This window comes from Bacillus thuringiensis, assembly GCF_022095615.2.
GTDB classification, from domain to species: Bacteria; Bacillota; Bacilli; order Bacillales; family Bacillaceae_G; genus Bacillus_A; species Bacillus_A cereus_AG.
On sequence record NZ_CP155559.1, the window covers coordinates 793,781 to 816,257 of the forward strand.

Here is a 22,477-nt window from a genome sequence, read left to right on the forward strand (position 1 = left end):
TTGTAGTTGTTATGAATGATAGAAATTGTTTTTTCTTTAAAGAAAGCGGATTCAAACAGTAGTGAATGAGAAGGGGATATATACTTTTTCACTACATATATTTGAAAAGGTTTACAATATGATGAAGAAAGAGGCGTGTACATATGAGACGATTAGGTATTTCTATTTATCCAGAACATTCGACAGTAGAGAAAGACAAGGAGTATGTAACGTTAGCAAGTAAATACGGATTTACACGTGTATTCACATGCTTATTGTCTGTAGATGGAGAAAAAGAGAAAATTATAGAAGAGTTTAAAGAAACAATCTCTCATGCAAATGCATTAGGGTTCCAAGTATTAGTTGATATTAGTCCGTCTGTCTTTACACAATTAGGTATTTCATATAATGATTTATCATTCTTCCATGAGTTAGGAGCGTACGGTATTCGTTTAGATGTCGGTTTCTCAGGATTAGAAGAATCAATTATGACTTACAATCCATATGGTTTGAAAATTGAAATTAATATGAGTAACGGTACGAAGTATGTAGATAACATTATGAGCCATAGACCAAATCGTGAAAATTTAATTGGGTGCCATAATTTTTATCCGCATCGTTATTCAGGATTATCATATGATCATTTTATTAAATGCTCGAAACAATTTAAAGATTACGGTATGAGAACGGCTGCTTTTATTTCATCATTTGATGCAACATACGGACCTTGGCCAGTAACAGAAGGATTATGTACGTTAGAGCAGCATCGTGAATTACCGATGACAACACAGGCGAAGCATTTATTTGCGACAGAATTAATTGATGATGTTATTATTGCGAACGCGTATGCATCAGAAGAAGAATTACAAGCACTAGGTGCATTAAATAAAGAGAAACAAACATTTGATATAGAACTATATGATACAACAACAGAACTAGAAAAAATTATCGTATTAGATGAGCCTCATTTTTACCGCGGAGATGTATCTGAATATATGATTCGCTCAACACAAAGTCGTGTGAAATATAAGAAAGAAGAGTTCAAACCGCATAATACATGCGAAATTAAACGCGGTGATCTTTTAATTGATAATGAACAGTATGGTCAATATAAAGGTGAATTGCAAATTGCTTTAAAAGATATGGTGAATACAGGAAAAACAAATGTAGTTGGTCGAATTGTAGAAGAAGAGATTTTCTTACTAGACTATTTACAAGCATGGGATAAATTCGGATTCACATTAAAGAAATAGAGAGAATATAAAGGGGAAAAACTACTGATTTCAGCAGCTTTTCCCCCTTTATATATAAAGAGCGAGAGGAAGAGCTATGACAAAGGTGCATCAGCGATTAGTTTCTATTTTAGAGGAGTTTTTAGAAGAGAAATCGATGTTAAATCGAGCTTTTTTAGCGAGCCGTTTACATGTATCAACGAAGACGATTCAAAAAGATATAAAATTATTAAATGATATATTAGAAGAAAACGGAGCGAAAATTGAATCGCAAAGAGGGACTGGATACGAACTAGAAATTATACAAATGAAGAAGTTTGAAGCGTTTTGCGTGAGTCTATTTCAAAAACAGACTGAAAAGATCCCAACTTCTTATGAAGAAAGGATAGCGTACATTCTGCAACGTATTTTAACGACAGAGGGATATGTGAAGCTTTCACAATTAGCAGAGGAGATTTATGTGAGTAAATCGACTGTAAATTTAATTATGAAAGATGTTACAGATATATGTGGTCGTTATCAATTACAAATTGAAAAGAGACCGTATTATGGTATACGTATTGTGGGAGAGGAGTTTCATATTCGTTCTTGTTTATCACAATATGGTTTACCGCGTTATGACCATACTCCGTTTCATGAGCAATTTGAGCAGAGTGATACATATGTATCGTTACCTCATATACCGCTTATCCGTTCGGTTATATTAAAGTATATTGAGGGAGGAACGATATATTTATCAGATATAGAAATTGATAATTTAGTCATTCATATTGCAATCGCATTAAAGCGTTGTGAAAATCAACATTATATGAAAGGGCTGAATAAAGAGCAAGCTGAACTTATCATAAAGAAAGAATATACAATTGCGAAAGAGATTTTAGGGGATTTAGAGAAAGCGTTACATCTTTCATTTCCCGAAGAAGAAGTTTTATATGTGACGATGCATTTATTAAGTACTGCTGTTACAGCGAAAGATCGTTATGAAAATGTGGAAGAACTATTAGGGAAAGATCTATATGCATTCATGCAACGTATTCTTTTTAAAGTAGCGGAAGAACGGAATCTTATTTTTTATTATGATGAAGAATTATTATTTGGATTTGGTATTCATTTAAAAACGTTATTAAACCGTTTGAAGTATAAGTTAAATACGAGAAATCCTCTTTTGGCAGAAGTGAAAAAGAATTATCCGTATGCTTTTGAAATTGCTGTTCTCGTTGGAGATATAATTGGTGAATATACGGGAGAATCGATTCCGGAAAGTGAAATTGGTTATATTGCGATTCACTTTGGCGGAGCGATGAGTCGTTTACAGGAACAGAATCAAAAGAAAAGATGTTTATTAGTTTGTGCAACTGGTCAAGGAAGTGCCCAGCTATTGAAATATAAAATTCTATCACAGTTCCGAGATAAATTAGAGATTGTAGGTATTACCGGTTATTATCAATTGAAAGTAGAAGACCTTTATAAAGATAAAATAGATTGTATTATTAGTACAATTCATATACCGAGTGGTTTGCCTGTGCCGGTTATAAAAGTGAATTCAATATTTGATGATAAAGAGATTAAATCAATTGGTCAGCAGTTGTTTACGCATGTGAATACTAGTGTACAGCAGTATATAAAGGAAGATTTGATCTTTTTAAATCATAGCTCTTCTACGAAAGAAGAGGTTATTCAGTTTTTATGTGAGAAAGCTGCTGAGAAAAACTATGTACCAGAAAACTTTTATGCATCTGTTATGGAAAGAGAAAATACATCTCCGACATCAGTAGGGAATTTAGTTGCGATTCCTCATCCGATGCAGTTATTAAGTGCAGAAACATTTTTGATGTTTTGTACACTTGAAAAGGCTGTTGATTGGGGAGATAAGAAAGTACAAGTTATTATTTTATTTAGTGTAAAGCGCAATAATAATGAAGATTTACAACGGCTTTATGATTTTTTATATGATGTTATGTCTAGTCAAAGTGCGATAGAGAAATTAGCTCAGGCTAAAGTGGTTGAAGATTTTCAAGAGATATTATTATCGTTATAAGAAAAGTATGTAAAAACTTCCGTTACATAACGGAAGTTTTTTATGTTTAATTGTATGCGTTTTCATAATAAGATAACAATATAGAAAAAAGATAGCTTGGGGGAATTTAAAATGACTGATATGCAAACTCCATTTGCGTTAATTTTACATGGTGGCAACGCGAGAAGCGCGTCACTTGAAGCAATTGCTTTTGCAAGACAAGGAGATTTTGAGAATGCGAGTGAAAAGATGACACTTGCTAGTGAAGAAATTTCAGCAGCTCATCGCATTCAAACAAATTTAATTCAAGAAGAAGCAAGAGGAAATCATGCAGAAATCAGTTTACTGTTAGTGCATGCACAAGATCATTTAATGAATGCAATTACAGTGAAAGAACTTGCTGAAGAATTTATCACTCTTCATAAACGAGTAGAAGAGAAAGTGACAGTATAAGATGTACATTTTATTATGTTGTGCAGCGGGCATGTCAACGAGTATGGTTGTAAGAAAAATGCAAGAAGAGGCAAAGAAACAAGGGAAAGATTATAAAATTAAAGCAGTTGATTCAGAACTTGTGAAACTGGAAATAAAAAATGCTGATGTAGTTTTAATCGGACCACAGGTGAAGTATTTGTTTCCAGCTGTACAGTTTCTTGCGAACTCATACGATATACCGGTTGCAATTATAGAACAACGAGATTATGGCATGTGTGACGGTTTAAAAGTATTGAAACAAGCAGAACAGTTAGTTTTAGCATAATTATATTTTTTTAAATATAAACATTATAATGTTATAACTTTATTTCATTCTTTCGTAGTAAAGAAAAAGAGGAGGGGTATTGATGAATGGGTTTATGAGTTTTATGGAACAAAAGATTATGCCAACAACGCAAAAAATTGCGGGACAGCGACATTTATTAGCAATTCGAAACGGGGTTATTTCTACATTACCGTTAACGATTGTCGGATCATTTTTCGTTATCTTTTTAAATTTACCGATTGATGCATATATGGAGTGGATTGCACCGTTTCGTCATATTTTAGATATTCCATTCCGATTTACAGTAGGATTAATGGCATTATACGCAGCATTTGGGGTAGGGGCTTCACTCGCCAACTTTTATCAGCTCAATCAATTAAGTGCAGGATTATTATCTGTACTCGCCTTTTTACTAGCATCGGTTGAACCAATTCAAATCACGAAAGCTGTGCCAGGTGTTATTGATGCAGGTAGATACATTTCAGTAGGAACATTAAGTGCAACATCTTTATTCGGAGCAATTGTTACAGCATTAATTGCAGTAGAAATTTATCACTTTATGATTAAGCATAATATCTCGATTAAATTACCGGACAGTGTACCACCAGCAGTTGCAAACTCGTTTGCAGCATTAATTCCAACTCTAGTCGTTATTCTTTTATTCTGGGGTATTCGTTACGGTTTAAAATTTGATGTAAATACAACAATCACGTATTTAATTGCACCACTAAAATCAGTATTAGTTGGAAATAATTTATTCGGCGGTTTATTAACAGTATTCTTAATCGTGTTCTTCTGGTCATTCGGTATACATGGACCTGCGATTTTAGGACCAATCATTCGTCCGATGTGGGATTCAGCAATTCTTGAAAATATGGAAGTATTCACAGCTACAGGAAATGCACATCAATTACCAAACTTATTTACAGAGCAATTTATTCAATGGTTCGTATGGATTGGCGGATCAGGCTCAACGTTAGCTTTAGTAATTATGTTTATGTTCTCTAAATCTAAGTTCCTAAAAGAGTTAGGTAGATTATCATTTGTACCAGGTTTATTCAATATTAACGAACCAATTATTTTCGGGGCACCGATTGTAATGAACCCAATCTTAATTATTCCGTTCGTTATTACACCGCTAGTTACAACGACAGTATCATATTTCGCAGTTGTTTCAGGTATGATTCCGTTGATGATGGCGAAATTGCCATTTACGATGTTAGCACCAATTGCAGCGGTTATTAGTACGGACTGGACAATTATGGCTGGTGTACTTGTACTTGTTAACTTTGTTATCTCATTCGTTATTTACTATCCATTCTTCAAAATGTATGAGAAACAACAAATAGCAGGAGAGGAGAAAACAGAATGCTCGGAGCAATTATCATCTTAATTACATTCGTAGCGGGGCAGTGTATTGCACATTATTCAAAATGGGTACAAAGTAAATCGTTATTCGTTTTACTACTCGTATCAATTGTATTTATCGGTAGTTCAATGGGTGCCTATGTAATGTTAGGATTACAATCACCGTACGTAATTATTGTACCAACGATTTTATGTGCAACATGTTTATCTGCAAAATATAGATTTACGAGCATGGCATTAATACAACGTGTGAAGGAGATGCAAAAGCATGGAGCGTAAATTAGGAATTTCACTTTATCCAGAGCATTCAACGAAAGAAAAAGATATGGCATACATTTCGGCAGCGGCACGCCACGGATTTTCAAGAATATTTACATGTCTATTATCTGTGAATCGTCCGAAAGAAGAGATTGTAGCTGAATTTAAAGAAATTATTAATCATGCAAAAGATAACAATATGGAAGTTATTTTAGATGTAGCTCCAGCTGTCTTTGATCAGCTCGGTATTAGTTATAGTGATCTATCCTTTTTCGCAGAATTAGGTGCAGATGGTATTCGTTTAGATTTAGGATTTGACGGATTAACTGAAGCGAAAATGACAAATAATCCGTACGGCTTAAAAATTGAGCTAAACGTAAGTAACGATATTGCGTACTTAGAAAATATCCTTTCGCATCAAGCGAATAAATCAGCTTTAATTGGTTGTCATAACTTCTATCCGCAAAAATTTACTGGACTGCCGTATGACTATTTTATCCGCTGTAGTGAACGTTTTAAAAAGCATGGTATTCGCACGGCAGCATTTATTACGTCACATACAGCTAACATCGGTCCATGGGATATTAACGACGGATTATGTACGTTAGAACAACATCGTAACTTACCAATTGAAGTACAAGCGAAACACTTATGGGCAACAGGGCTAATCGATGATGTGATTATCGGAAATGCTTATGCAAGTGAAGAAGAGTTAGAGAAGCTAGGAAACTTAAATCGTTACATGTTACAGCTAAAAGTAAACTTTGTAGACGAAGCAACTGAAGTAGAGAAGAGAGCGACATTGAAAGAATTACACGTAAGACGCGGCGACATAACAGAATATATGGTACGTTCTACAGAAGTACGTAAAAAGTACAAAGACTATGACTTCCCGGTGCGCGAAAGTGTACGACAGGAAAGAGGGCAAGTTGTAATTGGTAACAATTCATTCGGAAAATATAAAGGTGAACTGCAAATCATTCTAAAAGAAATGCCGATAGATGAACGGAAAAATATTGTCGGTACAATTGCAGAAGAAGAGTTATTCTTACTAGATTATGTAGGAGCTTGGACGCAGTTTACTTGTGTGGAATAGGGAAGAGAAGGAGAGGATGCTATGGCATCCTCTTTTTTCTGTTGAAATAGTAATCTATCGTATATAGAATGCAAAGAGATAGATTTCATTTGGACGGGAGAGAAGGAGAAAGAATACAAGAATCATAAAAAAGAGCCAGCCTCAACGATGAGACTGACTCTTTTTTACTAACTAGTTTAATACTTTAACTGTAACTGTTTTACGTCCCCAGCTACTTGATGTGCCTTTATCTGGCATTAAAACGTCGATTTTATTTCCTTTAATCGCTCCACCAGTATCACCAGCGATTGCTACTCCGTAACCTTCAACCCATACTTTTGAACCTAATGGAATGACACTTGGATCAACTGCAATTAGTTTCATGTTTGGATTAGCTGTTAAGTTATGACCCATAGCTGATTTTACTTGGTCGCCTGCTTTATAACCATTTTCAAGTGGATCTGCTGTGTAAGCTGTTGCTACAACTTGTAACTCACGAGAAGATGATGGTGCACTTGTTTCAGTTTCTTTTGCAACAGGTTGTTGTGTAGCTGGTTTTTGAGCTTTAGCCGCTTCACGAGCTTTAGCTGCCTCTTGAGCTTTAGCTGCTTCACGAGCTTCAGCCGCTGCTTGAGCTTCAGCCGCTTCACGAGCTTTAGCTGCCTCTTGAGCTTTAGCTGCTGCTTGAGCTTCAGCCGCTTCTTGAGCTTTAGCTGCTTCACGAGCTTTAGCTGCCTCTTGAGCTTTAGCTGCTGCTTGAGCTTCAGCTGCTGCCTGAGCTTTAGCTTCTGCTTGAGCTGAAGCTGCTTCACGAGCTTTAGCTGCTTCTTGAGCCTTAGCTTCTGCTTGAGCTTCAGCTGCTTCACGAGCTTTAGTTGCTTCCTCCGCCTTAGCTTTAGCTTGCGTTTCAGCTATTTCACGAGCTTTAGTTGCTTCCACTGCTTTAGCTGTATCTTGAACTTTAGTTGTTTTTTCTACTTTAACTGCTGGTTGAACTTTAACTGGAGCTTTACCTGTTAAGTAAGGAACATGAACATAAGCTGTTTTGCCGTTATATTCAAATTGAATCCAGTCATTTTGTACTTGGTGTGTTGTTTCGATTACATCATCTTGTTTCAACTTACCAAGAATTTCTGAGTCAGTGTTTGCACCAGCACGTACGTTTAATACGTTTGCTGTTACGTAGTAAGTGTCTTTTGTGTAGTCAGCGCTAATGAAAGCTTCTTTACCGCTGTTCAATTTTACTTTTGACCATCCGTTTTCTGTATGTAAAACGTTAACTTTATATCCATCTAATAATTTTCCGACAACTTGTGATTCAGTAGTTGGGTTTTCTCGTACGTTTAGTACGTCAGTTGTTACAATCGTTTCTGCTTTAGCAGATGTTGTGAAAATCCCAAGACCAAAAACCGCTGCTGTTGCTATACCCATAATTTTTTTCATAATAGCCTCCATTGCATTTGTTTTCGTTGACCTCATTATAGCAACCATTATTTTCTTATTTGCGGAAAACACAAAACTACAAAGCATTCGTAACGGGTCATTAATATTCTGTAATAATTCCAGTAATATCCTAAAAGCGCTTTCTTGTAGTTGTTAGGGGAGGTTAGAGCGTATGATACATAAAAAGGAGAGTATTTCAATTTCTAATAGGTTAATAGTATTTCTGTAGTGTTACAAAAATTTTTCGTATGTGTTACAAAAGTGGTGTATTTCACTACTGTAAGGTAGAGATAGTTATGTAATAATAACTATTTTGATTGTGTAAATATATATATGAGGTGAAAATCAATGAAATATCGCTATAATTGTTACAAAATAAGTCGAGGTATGGAAAAAATTACGCCTTGATTTTAGGGTGTCACATATTATTTTTGCAATAATAGGATTCTATAATGGCTTTAGTAGGTTGAAATAATTAAAGGTGTATATAAGGTGAAACATATATAATAGAAGAAACACGATTTGATAGATAAATAAAAAACGTAGGAGTGTAAACTCCTACGTTTTTGTTTATTCATATCGTAAACATTCAATTGGATCCAGTTTTGCAGCTTTGTTAGCTGGAAGTAAACCGAATATAATACCGATTAACATGGAGATACCTACTGCAAGAAGTCCAAGTTCTTTTGAGACAACGAGTGGCCATCCAGCAAAGATCGAGACGATCCAAGCGAAGAAGATACCGAGCATGAATCCGATGAATCCACCGAGTCCTGTTAAAATACAAGATTCAATTAAGAATTGTGTTAATACTTTACCGCGTGTTGCACCAAGTGCTTTACGAATACCAATCTCACGTGTACGTTCTGTTACAGATACAAGCATAATGTTCATTACGCCGATACCACCAACAAGTAATGAAATAGCGGCAATACCACCGAATACCATTTTCATCATACCGATTGATTCGTCTAGTTGCTTCGTAAATTCACCCATATCTTGCGCTTCAAATTTATGCTCAAATTTAGGAGCTTTCATTTCGTTTAAAACAGAAACGGCTTGTTTTTCTACACTTTTACGTTCTGCTGGAGAAACGAGCGTTAATTTCACAGTGTCATACTCAGTTACTCCTGAAATTACAGGGGCATTTTCAAGTGATGTATAACCTTCTGACATAGCCATTCCAAACTCATTTTTCGTTTCGTACACACCGACTACTTTATATGGTTTTCCTTTTATATCTGTGTATAAATTTGATTCCCAACCATTAAATAATTTATTGAAAGCTTCTTCATTTAATATAACAGCAGGAATTGCTTGGTTTAATTCGCTATCGTTTAATTCGCGACCGTGAACTAAATTTATTTTCGAATCTGTCATGAAGTCGCCTGTTCCACCTTTTAAATCAAGAGAAACATCTTTTGAACCAGCAGATGCTTTCACTTTCATACTTACATCTGGATACACATCTTTAACGCCTGGTACAGTTTGAAGACGGTTTAGCATATCGGCTGTAATTTTGGCGTTGTCTGGTCCATAATCAGGGTTTTTGTAGTAAATCGTTACTTCATTATCTTTTCCTTGCCCTAACTCTTTTTTAAACTTTGCGTTTGTACCATCACCCATTGAAATGATAGTAATAATGGCGCTAATACCGATAATAATTCCTAGCATCGTTAAGATAGAACGCATTTTATGAGCAAAGATAGAGGAAAGGGCCATGCGTATATTTTCACTCGTGTTCAAAATTAACCTCTCCAATCTTGGACGATATTTCCGTCACGAATTACAATTTGACGTGCTGCAGCTTCCCCGATTTCACGGTCATGGGTAATCATAATGATTGTTGAGCCTTGTTTGTTTAATTCGTAAAAGAGGTCCATAATCTGTGTACTTGTTTTCGTATCAAGCGCTCCCGTTGGTTCATCGGCTAAGATGAATTTCGGGTTATTTACGATTGCACGTGCGACTGCGACACGCTGTTTTTGTCCACCTGATAATTCGTTTGGCAGGTGAGTAGCACGATCAGCTAAACCTACTTTTGTTAAAGCGGCTAATGAGCGCTCACGTCTTTCTTTTTTATCAACTCCAGCGTAAATAAGAGGTAGCTCTACATTTTGAAGTGCTGTAAGTCTTGGTAATAACATGAAGTTTTGGAATACGAACCCGATCTCTTTATTACGAACGCGTGCAAGTTCTGTTTCAGACATATTTGAAATATTTTGACCAGCTAGTTCATACGCACCTGTCGTTGGTTTATCTAAGCAACCGATAATGTTCATTAATGTTGATTTACCAGAACCAGATGGTCCCATAATAGAAGTGAATTCTCCCTGGTTCAGTGTTACGTCAATGCCGTGTAATATTTGTACGGATTCTGCACCATTTTGGAAAGATTTCGTGATGCCTTTTAAGTTAATCATTCAACGACAACCTCCATACCATCTTTTAAGTCTTTTTCAGGTTTAGAGATAATTTGTTCTCCTTTTTTCACTCCAGAAACTTTTGCTTCGCTATCAGTCTCGAATTCGACAGTAACCGCTTGTTCTTTCGCTTTCCCGTCTTTTACAACGAAGACAACATTTTTGTCACCTTTTTTCACGATGCTGCTTTTCGGAACAATTGTACCAGTTGCTTCGCCAGATTTACTTGTTACGTATACGTGGAATCCGTTTTGTAATTCTTCACTATTATCTAATGTGACAGTGAACTGATAGTTAGAAACAGTTTTATTTTCATCCATGCTCTTTAATGGTGTAGACCCGATTTCTGTTACTTTTCCTGTCCAAGTCTTACCAGCGACAGTTTTTGAAGAAACAGTTACTTCTTGCCCAACTTTCATACTAGCAAGCTCATATTCAGAAAGTTGACCTTTTACTTTAAATGGACCAGCGTGACGAAGTGTAATACCGCTCATACCTGTTTTTTCATCAGCAGTTTTTACGATGTCATCAATTACGCCATCAGTAGGGCTCGTTACAGAAAGTGTGTTTACTTTCTCTTTTGCTGCTTTAATCATTTCATCAGATTTTTCAACTTCAAACTTTTTCATTTCAATTTGTGATTCTAATTGTTGTACTTCGATTTCTGATGCCTTTAATGCTTCAGCAGGAAGGCCTGCATTTTTATCTTTTTGTAATTTTTGTTTCGCTGTATCAATTTGTTTTTGTAACAATGTTACTTCTTTTTGTGCGATTTTCTTTTGCATTTCTGCTTCCGTTACACCTTGTTTCGCAGTAGGGTCATTATATTTAAACAGGAGTTGCCCTTTTTTTACTTCATCACCTTTTTTTACAGCTAATTCATACGTACCTTTTGTTGGATCAAATGAAATTGTTTCGATGCCGTTTGGAATGACTTCACCGCCAAATTTTTGCGCGTTTTCAATTTGTTTTTCTGTTACTTTATATCCGCTATATGCCATTGCTACTTCTGAACTACCGCCAGCAAATGCAAAATATGATCCAGCTGCAATACCGATTGCTACTACACTAGTAATTAACACTTTATTTTTCTTCTTCATCTATTTATCACCTTTTCGTTCGTTTTAGTATCTACATTAAGTATAAAAGAGGTGAAGAATCTGACAAATCGTTTTAGCTTACAATAACCTTACAGTTTTGTAAGGTATGAATATGTAAATGTAAGGTAGAGCTTGTCCAAGTGTAAGCAAATGAATTGACTCGTCGTTTCTTTCTTACAATAATATTGTATGAAGGAGAGGAGGAGGCAAGGTGGAAGCTTATTTTAGTGCGCATCCATTAAAACCATTTATTCCATACTCAAGGCAACATGTCCTTATATTATTTATTATGTTGGTGGGGATATTTTTTCTGTATCAATATCAAGATTTATTGCGTCAAAGTGAGTGGAATATAACGGTTCGATATGCGATTGCATTTTTATTTATAGGAAGTGAAATTGGACTTCATATGTGGGAGTGGAAAGCAGGGATTTTTGAGCTAGCCACTTCATTGCCATTCGAGTTGTGTACGATTAGTTTGTTGTTAGCATCGATTATGGTTGTAACGAAAAGTTACCGCATATATGAAATTGTATTTTTCACAGGGATCATCGGTGCATCACAAGCTATTTTAACGCCGAACGTGCAATATGCTTTTCCGCATTTTCGTTTCATTGAATATTTTATCGCACATGTATTGCTTATTTGGGCACCACTCTTTATGACATGGGTGGAAGGATATCGTCCAACAGTACAATCTATTAAACGTACAATGATATTTTTAAACATATTGATTCCGATTGTTTCGTTTGTAAATTACAAAACAGGTGGTAATTATATGTTTTTAGCTCATAAGCTAGAAACAGCTTCATTACTCGATATGTTAGGGCCACACCCTTACTATATTATTTCATTAGAAATAGCTGCGCTTATTGGATGTTTTATTTTGTATATGCCATTTGTGAAAAGAGAAGGGCATGCGCATAAAGAATCACTAGGATCATAACCTAGTGATTTTTTCATATAAACATTTACAATTCAGAAAATTAAGAATAAAATTAGGGGGTAAATTATATAGAGAGAGAAGGGAAAACGTGGTCAAAAAAGTTTTTCTGAATGGGATGGAAGTGACGGTTCAATTTCTTATTTCGATTTTGGGTATTATTTGTTTAGGGGCACTGCCGAAATTATTTTATGGATTTGAGCTGCATGCATCAAGGTACATACAGAGTTTAAAAGAAGTGTTTGTGAACTTAATGGATATTTCCAATTTGCAATATGTGAGAGGTAAATTTTTATTTCCGCAGCTGTTCGTCCATTATAAAGAAACGATTATTATTTTTTTAGCTGCTTTTTTTATTTCATTATTTGTAGCATTTTGTATTGTTTATGTAATTATGAGTAGTTCACCGCGTATACAACATCGAATTAAATCATTTCTTATCTTCCTAGAATCCATTCCAGATATCCTTCTTATTTTAGTATCACAAATTTTAGTTGTATGTTTTTTTAAACAAACAGGTTTTTTACCTTTTCAAATTGCTTCAATTGGAGGCGAGTCGATTAGGGGGTTGCCAATATTGTGTTTGAGCATCCCGACTACGATTATGTTTGTAAAAATGGTAGTGCTTCGTTTTGAAAATGAACTAGAAAAAGATTATGTACTATTTGCTAAGGCGAAAGGGCTGGGGCGCTTTCATATTTTAAATCGTCATATTTTACGAAATGTGTTGCTTAGTACATTATTCTTTGCGAAAACGAATATCTTTTTTATGTTATCTAATTTATATATTATAGAATGGATTTTTAATACGGGTGGTATTTTTATGTTTTTGAAATCGTATTTCGGTATTAGAGTTGAGGTTTTCATCGTTAGTGTGCTTCTTATATATATTCCGATTTTTATTTTATTTAAATTGTTTCATTATCTCATTCCGGCTGCGATGAAGGAGCGATTATAATATGTGGACGTATATAAAACGTGATAAAAGATTTTGGATAAGCATTGGGTTTCTTCTCCTATTAGTTCTTTTGAGCATCGGAAATACGTTATGGAATGATGGACATATTAGACAAGTTACATTGCAATATGATGCGGATGAAAATCCACAAGTGCCACCGTTTCCACCTTCATTACAATTTTTACTCGGGACAGACCGGAAAGGGTATGACCTGTTACATTTAGTCATTGAGGGCGCGAAGTGGACGATTGGTATATCTATTTTAATTGCGGCACTTAGAATGGTAATAGGTGTGTTTTTCGGTGTCGTACTCGGAACGTATATAAAAAGAGGATTTTCAAAAATTGAGGCTTTCTTTGATAGTTTTACAGTTATTCCGACAGTTATGATTGCGTATTTTTTTCTTCAATCTGCAAATGCATTTGGAAGCGGAGAGGAGACAACAACCTTTTTTGAAAGGGCTTCGTTTCAAGTGGTATTACTTGTACTGCTTGTAATGCCAGTTATTGCACTGTATGTGGCGAAGGAAGTTCGTAAATTGCGAACGGAAGAATTTGTTGATGCCGCGCGCATATTAGGTGGATCGAGAAGACATATTGTTATAAAACATATTTTTCCGCATCTCTATATGCCGTTTATACTCGTATTTCTTCAGCAGTTTACGCAGACTCTTACTATTTTACTGCACTTAGGATTACTTGAAGTGTTCTTTGGTGGGACTGTAATGTTTGGTGGACAAATAAAAGAGGTGGAATCTTATACGCATGAATGGTCAGGTTTAATTGGAGTATACTTTAGGTCATTAACAGTGCATCCATGGATTCCTCTCGTTCCCATTACATTTTTTGGACTTACTATTTTTTCAGGAAATATGATTGTAAAAAGTATAGAAGAGGCGATGATGAAAGTAAGGTTAGGGGGAGAGATGAAGAAGGACGTTGTAGAAGAGGAACAACCTGCTGTGCAGTCAAAAGAAGAGCTGTTTACGTTTAAACATACGATGTGAAGAACCTAGGAAACTAGGTTCTTTTTTAGTTTGCTATATTACAATAACGTAAGGGAGCTGTAATGAAAATCGATAGGGAGAACATCTTTTTTCGTATACACTCATGTATAGAGAAATGCGAGAGCGGGTGAAGGTATACGATGGATTTTTTTGAAGTATCAAAACGTAGTATAAAACGAAATGTGAAAGATTATTTTCTATACTTTATTTCATTAGTAGGCAGCATTATTATTTATTTTACATTCGTATCGATTAAACGAAATGAAAGTGTAGTAGCTCTTTTAAAAGAATCGGATAAGGTGGAAACGACATTTACGTTTGCACAAATATTGTTGATTATCTTTTTGACGATATTTATTTTTTATTGTAATAGTTTCTTTTTACGAAAGAAGAAAAAAGAAATTGCGCTATACAATTTATTAGGTATTCGTAAAGAAGAAATTGCGAAATTACTCTTTTATGAAACATTATTGGTTGGGGCTGCGGCAAGTGTGTTAGGTATTCTTTCTGGTTTATTTATAGCGAATATGTGCGCGGGGCTTCTTGTGAAGTTAATGGGAAGTGCGTTTACTTTTACATTTACAGTTTCATTTTCATCTATCGTAGAAGTTCTTATAACGATAGGTGCAATTTTCTTTATTGCATCATGGAAAAGTAAAAAGTTAATTTATGATCATCGTTTAGTTGAATTATTGTACGGTGAAAACCAGAAAGAAGAGGCGCCTACTTATTCAAGTAAGAAAGCGAAAAGTGCAATTGTATTACTTTGCGCAGGATATATGGTGGCATTTTCTACTTTGATTTTTGGAGTAGTGATGTTGCTTCTTACAGGATTAGTTATTTTTGGATTAATTGTAAAAGGTACGTTTTTATTATTTGAGCAGTATACTGTGAAATCACTGCATAAAGTAAAAGAAGATAAGAAGAAATATTGGAATGGAACGAACATTTTATCAATTTCTTCATTGTTCTTTAGAATAAAAGGAAATGTAAAGATGCTTGCGTTATTATCTTTATTAAGTGCGGTAACGTTATGCACAATTGGTATGAGTTCTAGTATGTATTATGGAGCGAAGAAAACGGCTGCACTTATGAATCCGGTTAGTTATGAGTATGTAACAACTGGGAATGAATTAGATAAGAAGGTTAAAGAAGAGATTCAAAAACATGCGGGAGTCATCAAGGGTGAAACAAAGGTAGATTTGTTTTCAGTGCAAGTAAATATGGATGGTTCGAGTATGTTAACAGGGTATTTAATAAGTGACGGTAATGTACAAATTATAAAAGAGTCGGATTATAATAAATCAGCTTCTATGTTAGGAAATAAGAAAGCTGTCCTCGGTTCTGAAAAGGAAGTTGTTTTATTGGATCCTTATAAGTCATATAATATCGAAAAAAATTCGCTTGATGGAAATAACGTGTCTTTAAAAGGAATCGGGAGTGACGTAACAATTGTAAATCATCGTGAGGAAACAATTGTTAGTGCAAAACTTGCGCCAATTGGACTTGTTGTTCAAGATTCTTTATTTAATAAGTTGCAGCAAGGAAATATCGTTTCAAAGGTAAGTGGATTTATCGTTGAAGGAAACGGTAGTGGAGAGCTAACAGAAAAAATAGGAGCTATTATTCCGAAAGAAGCGAAATTCCAATCATTTGAGAAGACGAATCAATCTGAATTGCAAGATGGTGCAGTGTTATTATTTGCAAGTGTATTTTTAGGGATCGTCTTTATCCTTGCAACAGGTTGTATTTTATACTTTAAACAAATAACAGAAGCGATGGCAGAGCGACCAACATACGGAATGTTAAAGAAAATGGGACTAACAAAAAAAGAAGCGACGGAGACTGTAAGAAAGCAGGTAGGAGCGATTTTCTTAGCTCCATTATTGCTTGCGATATGTCATACATTCTTTGCGTTTTTAAGTTTGATGGGCTTTGCGGGAATGTTTGAATATAGTCTTCCTTTACTCGGTAGTATAGGAGTATATATCATGATCTACTTTGGTTACTATATGTTAACGGTTCGTTCGTACACAAATACTGTATTTAATGATAGAAGATAAAAAGAAGCAAGCATGTATTTCATGCTTGCTTCTTTTCTTTATTTTGTAGAAACTTCACCTTCAGCTTCTGTTTGCGGAATAAAGTATCCAATTATACCACCGATGATCGCCGGGATAATCCAGCCAATTCCTAAGTTATAAAAAGGAATGGTGTGTACGATATTAGCAATAAAACTTGGTATCATTTCCACATTATCAAGTGCATGAATACAGCTAATAAGGAATGCTGCGATCATTGCTCCGATATAGACAGAAGGTTTACGTTTCGTATATTTATCGATAAATGATACGAAAATTAAAATGATCGTAATTGGATATAAAATAATTAATACAGGTAATGTAATTTTGATTAATAAACTTAATCCTAAGTTTGAAATCACGAAGCTAAAAAGACAAACGTATAGTACGAGCTTCTTATATGAAACATTTGTTAGTACTGTTGCGAAATAGTTGGCGAATGCACTTACAACACCAATTGCTGTCGTTAAACAAGCGGCTATAATGGCGATACTTAATAAAACATTACCGCTTGTCCCAAAGAAATGGTACATAACAGTAGCTAATAGTTGACCACCGTTTTCGAATTGTCCCAAGTTGCCGTTTGAAGCGCCGATATAACCGAGTAGGAAATAAACAATTGTTAAGAATAGGGCTGCAATGCTTCCGCAAATAATTGTATATTTTGCAATCGATTTTTTCTCTTGTATACCGTTTTGGCGAATTGCATTTACAACAATTGTTGATAATACGAGAGCACCAATTGCATCTAACGTTAAGAACCCTTCAAGAAATCCTTTGAAAAATGGAATTTCTTTATAGTCACCAACAGGTTCTGTGAACGTTCCTGGTGAAAGAATCGCTTTTGTTGCCATAATTGCAATAATTCCAAGTAAAATGGGCGTTAATATTTTTCCGATATGATCTACTAATTTTGATGGATTTAATGATAAGAAGTAGACGACTGTAAAGAAAATCGCACTAAAAACTAACATAGAGTACCATTGGTCTGGGAAAAGTGGTGCAATCCCAATTTCGTAAGATACAGATCCAGTTCGTGGAATAACAAATAGTGGGCCGATTGAAAGATAAATAATGATAGCGAATACTGCTGCAAATTTTGGATGAACACGGCTTGCTAAAGTGTTGAAACTACCACCGGCAAGGGCAACAGCGACGATAGCAAGTAAAGATAAACCGACGTCTGTAATAATAAATCCTGTAATGGAAATCCACATGTTTTCTCCGGAAGAAAGACCGAGAAGGGGCGGGAAAATCATATTACCAGCACCGAAGAAAACTGCGAATAGTAATAAACTAATCGAAAGTATTTGCGCTGGTTTTAAAGTTGTACGCATATAAAGAAAATCCTCCTAATGAGTGTTTTTGTCGAAAATTCAAATAATTTGTCGAGTAACTGTTACTATTTTAAAGGTCTGATGACTAGAAAGCAATAGGGAATTTTGAAAATATTAAAAAATAATACATTAAATCGAATAAATATACTATTTATATCTTTAATAGGAAGGATTTAACTTTTAACGTAAAAAAAACACATATCGCTAGGATACGTGTGTTAAAAATAAATTTTTCGATCGCGTTCTTCTTTTAAAATTTCAACAGCTTCTCGGAAACGTTGTGAATGGACAATTTCTCGTTCGCGTAAGAATCGCAAGCTATCATTTATGTCGGGATCGTCTGATAAATCAATTAGCCATTGATAAGTTGCTCTTGCTTTTTCTTCGGCAGCAATATCTTCATATAAATCTGCGATAGGGTCTCCTTTTGCTTGAATATAAGTAGCAGTAAAAGGAACGCCACCTGCATTATGGTAAAATAAAGCACTATCATGATTAGCGTACTGTGCGTCCAATCCAGCAGCCTTCATTTGCTCTGGCGTTGCATCTTTTGTTAATTTATAAATCATTGTCGCAATCATTTCTAAATGTGCGAATTCTTCTGTACCAATGTCGGTTAGTAAGCCGACAACTTTGTCAGGAATTGTATAACGCTGATTTAAGTAGCGAAGAGCAGCAGCCAGTTCGCCGTCCGCACCGCCATACTGTTCAACTAATAATTTGGCGAGTGCTGGATTACAAGTACTCACTTTAACTGGATATTGTAATTTCTTTTCATAAATCCACATAGTTTCTCTCCTTTATATTTGCCATGGCCACGGTCCTTTGCTCCATTCCCATGGAGCATTAGAATAACTATTTCCAAACTGCTGAAGTGGCCCGTATTTTTCTTCGATTTTTTGTTGTAATACTCTTCGTTTATAGGAGAAATCGTTGAATTGATTTATAGCTGTAGTATCGTTGGGGTGCGTATCTAAATAGAGGGTAAGTTCAACTAATACAAAGTCTAGTTCTTGTAGTTCTTCAATCCATTTGTAATATTCATCAGGCAATGTTTGTGTCACGTTTTTATTCACCGTCCTTTTTTGTGAGGATTTTCATAAAAATCATAAAAAGCAGGCCATAAAGTCCCTTTTCTTAAAGCCTCTTTAGGTGGGAATTGGGGTAAGTTAGGTGGTTGAAATCCCATAAATAGGTGGGGGGGAGTTGAGTAATATTTCTTTCCAATTGGAGGGCAAGGGTCGTTTGGGCCATGATAAGGTATGTAAGATTTCATAAATTCATCCATGTTACAAGCCTCCTTTATAAATGAAATATTCATCACTACGTATTGTATTCGTACATAATTGCAAATTATGACTCATATAGAAAACTAAGAGGGGTAGGGGGAGTGCGGATGGAAAGTGTTACAACATGTATTGTCTTAGAATCTAAAAACTTAAAGGAAACATTATATTTTTATGAAGGAATTCTAGGGTTTAAACCGAGCAAGGAGAGGCCACAAATACGTGTAACAGGGGTGTGGTATGATATCGGTTCAACGAGAATTTGTTTTGTTGTAAATAGGGGATTGGGAGAGTATCAAGAAACTGTTACCTCATCAGTGAAAGAATTATTGTTAAAAACTACAAATATCGAGCGGTTAAAGAAAAAGTTAACGTTTTATCAAATATCATTTGTAGAAGAGCGCCATGGTGAAGAAGCTAGAATAATATTTCATGATCCGGATGGTTATATACTCCAATTCCTTTCCATAGAGAACAGGGAAGAGAGCCTTTTGCAATGTAATAATATGGATGTCGAATGAAAAAAATATTGACAAGCTTAGGCAAATATTTTAATGTGATTGTATAAAATTGTGTATATAAAGGGGAGTAACTTATTACAGTAAAGTCGTCATTACAGGGAGAAACCCTCGGCTTTATTGGCAACGTTTCGTTGTTAGTGAGACCTTTACCAGCAATGGTAAAGGCCCCTTCTTGTCTTTTTTAGGACCCTTACCATACTTGGTAGGGTCCTTTTTGTATACAAAGAGAGGAGAAATAAAAATGAAAAAACTTATTAGTAGATTAAGAGTTGTATTTCATGTCCGCCGTTTCGTTCCATTCCTATTTGACTTTTTTACTTCAAAAGAGGTTTCAATAAAGAAGAAAATCTTATCTATTGCTTTTTTAGTTGGTTATGTAGCGATGCCGCTCGATTTCATTCCAGACTTCTTACCGTTCATCGGTATTTTAGATGATATTGGAATTGTGTTATTTATTTTAAATCGAATTGTAAAAATGGCGCCAGTTCAATTACAAGAAAAGCATAACGTAAACGTAGGATAGGAGTTAAAAATATGGAGCAAATGATTTTAGATATAATCGAGTTTTTAAAGCAGTTTTCTTATTTTGGAGTTGTGTTAGCTTTAACGTTTGAATTTATTCCAGCAGAAGTAGTTTTGCCCATGGTTGGATATTGGGTATACGAGGGTGATATGAATTTTTGGCTAGCTGTATTAGCTGGAACACTTGGTGGAACGACAGGACCTTTAACGTTATATGCCCTCGGTTATTACGGTGGTCGTCCTCTATTAATAAAATACGGGAAATACTTCTTTATTAAAGAAGAACAAATTCAAAAAGCAGATGATTTCTTTGAGAAATATGGGCCAGTTGTAGCGTTTGTTGGACGCTTTGTACCGGGAGTTCGAACGCTTATTTCTGTTCCATGTGGTATGGCGAAAATGAACATATGGAAATTTAGCATATATACATTTGTAGCAATGTTCCCGTTAACGACTTTGTATATTTATTTTGGGATGAAATTAGGTCCGCATTGGGCAAAAGCGGCGGATGTTGTTGGGCAATATATGCTACCTATAGTAGGAGGCATTATTCTTATCGTGGCTAGTATCTTTGTCTATAAATATATGAAAAAAAGAAACAAATCGGAATCTATCTAGTCATTGGTACTGGAATTTGCATATTTTTTGAAAATAGATGAATAGTACAGGCAAAAGACTCTAAGGGACATACACATATAGGGAATAAGTAAGAGAGAGGGGAATTTTCTATGTCTTGTGAGTGCTCAGGGGTGGCATTAACGTGTTGTCCAGATAAAAATTATGTGCAAGATAAAGTGTGTAGCCCATGGTCAGGAACTGTAGTAGCGACTGCTATTACGAATGTACTGTACAACAATAATATTAATCAAAACGTAATTGGAACAGGGTTTGTTCGATATGATGTCGGGCCAGCAGCGATAACGTTAACGGTTCTTGATTCAGCTGGGAATACACTTGATACCCAAACTTTAAATCCGGGAACAAGTATTGCTTTTACGTATCGCCGTTTTGAAACAATTGAGGTAACTTTACCAGCTGCAACAGCTGGGACATATCAAGGTGAGTTCTGTATCACGACGCGTTATCCACTTTCATAGAAGAATAGGAGAGGGCTAAAATGGGAAATTCTAGTTTATCTTGTTGCTCCAATAATACGCTTGTACAAGATCAAGTATGTATAGATTGGTCCGCTACTGGTGCGGTAACCGAAACGGTGTATACGAATAATATTACGCAAGATTTATATGCATCAGGTTATGTGAAATATGATGTAGGTACAGCTCCAATTACCGTGAATTTTTTAGTAGGAGCGACAGTGGTGAATACAATTACTGTACAACCACAAAGTAGTGGATCCTTTACAGTAAGGTACTTTACTACAATTCAAATCGTAACGACAGGAACGGGAGTAAGCCAAGGACAATTATGTCTAACGGTACGTTATCCAATTTCATAAGAAAAAGCATACCGTAATGGTATGCTTTTTTATATAGTTTGTAAGTTGAGGTCATAAATAATTTTATAGGCAAAATGAGAATTGACAACAATATTTTCCTTCTATATACCGAGTTGGGTTATTGGAAATATTAATAATTTTCACAGATTGTAATGATTGGCCTGTATATGACATTGTGTTGCCAGGATAGACAGTAAAAGTATTTGTCACCTGTCCAATAATTTGAACCGTAACCGCTTCAGTACTACTAGTACTATTATACACAGAAATGGTACCCGATATTTTAAGTACACCATCTCCTTCCCATAAGATTAATGTAGAACTTTCAGAAGGCGGTGGAATTTCTTTTGTTATAAAAAAATTACCAGCGAATTCATTGTTGACTAATTCACAAGATGGTGGGTTTGGGGGATTAGGTGGATCATAGGGAGGGCAAATGATAGATAAAGGGGCATAGCAGCCGATATTTTTTTTACAAGCCATTAATAGCTCCTCCCTTCATAGTTTCTTTTTTATTACTATTAAATGTTGCAAAACGATAGTTGTGTTAAGAAAGAGGAAAAAAATTTATGAAAGTTTGTTTAATAGGCTTCCAACTCATAATAATGAATAAGAGTCTGTTAGACAAAAGGTGGTTGTATAAGATAATACAAGTAATGTTGGATGTCACGGAAAATTGACTGTATATTTACAAAAGTGAAATAAATTTTAT

At 35.2% G+C, this 22,477-nt stretch carries 25 protein-coding genes; 16 read left to right on the top strand and 9 right to left on the bottom strand.

Translation table 11 applies throughout. The annotated features are described in order from the left end of the window. Positions 1–143 precede the first annotated feature (143 nt). From KZZ19_RS04085 to KZZ19_RS04115, 7 genes are all read left to right on the top strand, one after another. Positions 144–1,232, top strand: coding sequence for a DUF871 domain-containing protein (locus tag KZZ19_RS04085; RefSeq protein WP_237982158.1), 1,089 nt, complete (start codon positions 144–146; stop codon positions 1,230–1,232). A 76-nt stretch (positions 1,233–1,308) separates the two neighbouring features. After that, the gene (locus KZZ19_RS04090; RefSeq protein WP_237982157.1) at positions 1,309–3,249 is read left to right on the top strand and encodes a BglG family transcription antiterminator; all 1,941 of its coding nucleotides are present in this window, start codon (positions 1,309–1,311) and stop codon (positions 3,247–3,249) included. A gap of 111 nt (positions 3,250–3,360) precedes the next feature. Further along, on the top strand, positions 3,361–3,681 hold the full coding sequence (locus KZZ19_RS04095) for a PTS lactose/cellobiose transporter subunit IIA (RefSeq protein WP_088095256.1): 321 nt from the start codon (positions 3,361–3,363) through the stop codon (positions 3,679–3,681). A 1-nt stretch (position 3,682) separates the two neighbouring features. Next, entirely contained in the window at positions 3,683–3,988 is a 306-nt protein-coding gene (locus KZZ19_RS04100) for a PTS sugar transporter subunit IIB (RefSeq protein ID WP_061680155.1), read from the top strand. Positions 3,989–4,070: 82 nt separating this feature from the next. Further along, entirely contained in the window at positions 4,071–5,381 is a 1,311-nt protein-coding gene (locus tag KZZ19_RS04105; protein ID WP_098342003.1) for a PTS sugar transporter subunit IIC, read from the top strand. Next, a complete protein-coding gene (locus KZZ19_RS04110; RefSeq protein WP_098342004.1) occupies positions 5,357–5,635 on the top strand; it encodes a hypothetical protein in 279 nt (92 codons plus the stop codon). The genes KZZ19_RS04105 and KZZ19_RS04110 overlap by 25 nt, the downstream gene beginning before the upstream one ends. After that, positions 5,625–6,710 (top strand): DUF871 domain-containing protein, encoded by a 1,086-nt coding sequence (locus KZZ19_RS04115; RefSeq protein ID WP_237982156.1) that lies wholly within the window; start codon positions 5,625–5,627, stop codon positions 6,708–6,710. The genes KZZ19_RS04110 and KZZ19_RS04115 overlap by 11 nt, the downstream gene beginning before the upstream one ends. A 171-nt stretch (positions 6,711–6,881) precedes the next feature. On the opposite strand, the gene entC is transcribed toward KZZ19_RS04115, so the two are convergent. The 4 genes from entC to KZZ19_RS04135 all read right to left on the bottom strand — a co-directional run bounded on the left by entC (position 6,882) and on the right by KZZ19_RS04135 (position 11,655). Beyond that, complete coding sequence (gene entC / locus KZZ19_RS04120; protein WP_237982162.1) at positions 6,882–8,255, bottom strand: cell wall-binding protein EntC; 1,374 nt, start codon at positions 8,253–8,255, stop codon at positions 6,882–6,884. A gap of 447 nt (positions 8,256–8,702) precedes the next feature. Next, positions 8,703–9,854, bottom strand: coding sequence for an ABC transporter permease (locus tag KZZ19_RS04125; RefSeq protein ID WP_423779781.1), 1,152 nt, complete (start codon positions 9,852–9,854; stop codon positions 8,703–8,705). Between the two features lie 26 nt (positions 9,855–9,880). Further along, complete coding sequence (locus KZZ19_RS04130) at positions 9,881–10,555, bottom strand: ABC transporter ATP-binding protein (protein ID WP_000609098.1); 675 nt, start codon at positions 10,553–10,555, stop codon at positions 9,881–9,883. Next, positions 10,552–11,655 (bottom strand): efflux RND transporter periplasmic adaptor subunit, encoded by a 1,104-nt coding sequence (locus KZZ19_RS04135; protein WP_237982155.1) that lies wholly within the window; start codon positions 11,653–11,655, stop codon positions 10,552–10,554. The genes KZZ19_RS04130 and KZZ19_RS04135 overlap by 4 nt, the downstream gene beginning before the upstream one ends. A 211-nt stretch (positions 11,656–11,866) precedes the next feature. Here KZZ19_RS04135 and KZZ19_RS04140 point away from each other — a divergent pair, with 211 nt between their 5' ends. The 4 genes from KZZ19_RS04140 (at position 11,867) to KZZ19_RS04155 (ending at position 16,625) form a co-directional block, all read left to right on the top strand. Continuing rightward, positions 11,867–12,601 carry a YwaF family protein gene (locus KZZ19_RS04140; protein ID WP_237982154.1) on the top strand — a complete coding sequence of 245 codons (735 nt, stop codon included), beginning with the start codon at positions 11,867–11,869 and terminating at the stop codon, positions 12,599–12,601. Between the two features lie 88 nt (positions 12,602–12,689). Then, positions 12,690–13,556, top strand: coding sequence for an ABC transporter permease subunit (locus KZZ19_RS04145; protein WP_237982153.1), 867 nt, complete (start codon positions 12,690–12,692; stop codon positions 13,554–13,556). A 1-nt stretch (position 13,557) separates the two neighbouring features. Beyond that, positions 13,558–14,562: an ABC transporter permease gene (locus KZZ19_RS04150; protein ID WP_237982152.1), complete on the top strand. Its 1,005-nt coding sequence runs from the start codon at positions 13,558–13,560 to the stop codon at positions 14,560–14,562. 140 nt (positions 14,563–14,702) lie between these two features. Further along, positions 14,703–16,625: an FtsX-like permease family protein gene (locus tag KZZ19_RS04155; RefSeq protein WP_237982151.1), complete on the top strand. Its 1,923-nt coding sequence runs from the start codon at positions 14,703–14,705 to the stop codon at positions 16,623–16,625. 38 nt (positions 16,626–16,663) lie between these two features. Here the strand turns inward: KZZ19_RS04155 and brnQ2 are convergent, their stop codons facing one another. The 4 genes from brnQ2 to KZZ19_RS04175 form a co-directional block, all read right to left on the bottom strand. Continuing rightward, positions 16,664–17,980 carry a branched-chain amino acid transport system II carrier protein BrnQ2 gene (gene brnQ2, locus KZZ19_RS04160; RefSeq protein ID WP_237982150.1) on the bottom strand — a complete coding sequence of 439 codons (1,317 nt, stop codon included), beginning with the start codon at positions 17,978–17,980 and terminating at the stop codon, positions 16,664–16,666. A 218-nt stretch (positions 17,981–18,198) separates the two neighbouring features. Then, on the bottom strand, positions 18,199–18,768 hold the full coding sequence (gene cotJC / locus KZZ19_RS04165) for a spore coat protein CotJC (RefSeq protein ID WP_002170510.1): 570 nt from the start codon (positions 18,766–18,768) through the stop codon (positions 18,199–18,201). A 12-nt stretch (positions 18,769–18,780) separates the two neighbouring features. After that, entirely contained in the window at positions 18,781–19,044 is a 264-nt protein-coding gene (locus KZZ19_RS04170) for a spore coat protein CotJB (protein WP_237982149.1), read from the bottom strand. Between the two features lie 8 nt (positions 19,045–19,052). Then, on the bottom strand, positions 19,053–19,268 hold the full coding sequence (locus tag KZZ19_RS04175) for a spore coat associated protein CotJA (RefSeq protein WP_237982148.1): 216 nt from the start codon (positions 19,266–19,268) through the stop codon (positions 19,053–19,055). A gap of 108 nt (positions 19,269–19,376) precedes the next feature. On the opposite strand from KZZ19_RS04175, the gene KZZ19_RS04180 reads away from it, so the two are divergent. The 5 genes from KZZ19_RS04180 (at position 19,377) to KZZ19_RS04200 (ending at position 21,765) form a co-directional block, all read left to right on the top strand. Beyond that, the gene (locus KZZ19_RS04180; protein WP_237982147.1) at positions 19,377–19,787 is read left to right on the top strand and encodes a VOC family protein; all 411 of its coding nucleotides are present in this window, start codon (positions 19,377–19,379) and stop codon (positions 19,785–19,787) included. Positions 19,788–20,028: 241 nt separating this feature from the next. Beyond that, positions 20,029–20,310 carry a YkvA family protein gene (locus KZZ19_RS04185; protein ID WP_071711316.1) on the top strand — a complete coding sequence of 94 codons (282 nt, stop codon included), beginning with the start codon at positions 20,029–20,031 and terminating at the stop codon, positions 20,308–20,310. Positions 20,311–20,321: 11 nt separating this feature from the next. Continuing rightward, on the top strand, positions 20,322–20,927 hold the full coding sequence (locus KZZ19_RS04190) for a DedA family protein (protein WP_237982146.1): 606 nt from the start codon (positions 20,322–20,324) through the stop codon (positions 20,925–20,927). A gap of 110 nt (positions 20,928–21,037) precedes the next feature. Next, positions 21,038–21,406 (top strand): DUF3992 domain-containing protein, encoded by a 369-nt coding sequence (locus KZZ19_RS04195; RefSeq protein ID WP_237982145.1) that lies wholly within the window; start codon positions 21,038–21,040, stop codon positions 21,404–21,406. 20 nt (positions 21,407–21,426) lie between these two features. Next, positions 21,427–21,765, top strand: a complete 339-nt coding sequence (locus tag KZZ19_RS04200; RefSeq protein WP_000528442.1) for a DUF3992 domain-containing protein — start codon at positions 21,427–21,429, stop codon at positions 21,763–21,765. A gap of 63 nt (positions 21,766–21,828) precedes the next feature. Here the strand turns inward: KZZ19_RS04200 and KZZ19_RS04205 are convergent, their stop codons facing one another. Next, positions 21,829–22,248, bottom strand: coding sequence for an S-Ena type endospore appendage (locus KZZ19_RS04205; protein WP_088095270.1), 420 nt, complete (start codon positions 22,246–22,248; stop codon positions 21,829–21,831). Between the last annotated feature and the right edge of the window lie 229 nt (positions 22,249–22,477).